Annotated in this window: 1 protein-coding gene; it reads left to right on the forward strand. The window is 52.2% G+C overall.

Translation table 11 applies throughout. The features are described from left to right. Positions 1-63 precede the first annotated feature (63 nt). A protein-coding gene (locus CJP72_RS09975) for an IS3 family transposase (protein ID WP_162380710.1) occupies positions 64-1,214 on the forward strand; the annotation gives its coding sequence in 2 pieces (ribosomal slippage) (positions 64-322 and positions 322-1,214; 1,152 coding nt in all). Positions 1,215-1,244: the final 30 nt, after the last annotated feature.

Genomic DNA, 1,244 nt, shown 5'->3' on the forward strand with positions numbered 1-1,244 from the left:
TGATCCTACCCGCGAATAGTGGACACGCGATTAAGTGAGTAAACTCTCAACCAGAGGTGACTCATGACAAAATCAGCATTAACCAGCAAAAAACCACGTAAGCAGCACACACCTGAATTTCGCAATGAAGCTCTGAAGCTTGCTGAGCGTATTGGTGTGGCTGCCGCAGCCCGTGAACTTAGTCTCTATGAATCTCAGCTTTATGCATGGCGCAGCAAACAACATCAACAAATGACCTTGTCGGAGCGTGAAAGTGAACTGGCTGCTGAAAATGCGCGCCTCAAGCGGCAACTGGCGGAGCAGGCTGAGGAACTCGCCATTCTCCAAAAGGCCGCGACATACTTCGCGAAGCGCCTGAAATGAAGTATGTCTTTATCGAAAAACATCGGGCTGAGTTCAGCGTCAAGGCCATGTGCCGTGTGCTTCGGATTGCCCGTAGCGGCTGGTATATCTGGTGTCTGCGCCGCCATCAAATAAGCCCGCGCCAGCAGTTCCGGCTCATCTGTGATGCTGCTGTCCGTAAGGCATTCACTGAGTCAAAACAGCGTTATGGTGCGCCTCGTCTTGCTGACGAACTGCCGGAATACAACATCAAAACCATTGCAGCCAGCCTGCGCCGTCAGGGGCTACGGGCGAAAGCAACCCGCAAGTTCAGTCCGGTCAGTTACCGTGAGCACGGCTTGCCCGTGTCAGAGAACCTGCTGAAACAGGATTTTTACGCCAGTGGCCCAAACCAGAAGTGGGCAGGTGACATCACCTACTTACGTACAGATGAAGGCTGGTTATACCTGGCAGTGGTCATTGATCTGTGGTCGCGTGCTGTCATCGGCTGGTCAATGTCGTCGCGTATGACTGCACAACTTGCCTGCGATGCACTGCAAATGGCGCTCTGGCGGCGTAAACGTCCGGAAAATGTCATTGTTCACACGGACCGTGGTGGTCAGTACTGTTCATCGGATTATCAGGCATTACTGAAACGACATAATCTGCGCGGGAGCATGAGTGCAAAAGGCTGCTGCTATGACAATGCCTGCGTGGAAAGCTTCTTTCACTCGCTGAAAGTGGAATGTATCCACGGAGAACACTTTGCCAGCCGGGAAATAATGCGGACGACGGTGTTTAATTATATCGAGTGTGATTACAATCGCTGGCGTCGTCACAGTGCGTGCGGCGGTCTCAGCCCGGAACAATTTGAAAACCAGAATCTCGCTTAGGGTTGTGTCCACATTACGTGGGTAAGATCA

The sequence above is a fragment of the Citrobacter sp. NCU1 genome (assembly GCF_010231475.1).
GTDB lineage: Bacteria > Pseudomonadota > Gammaproteobacteria > Enterobacterales > Enterobacteriaceae > Citrobacter_D.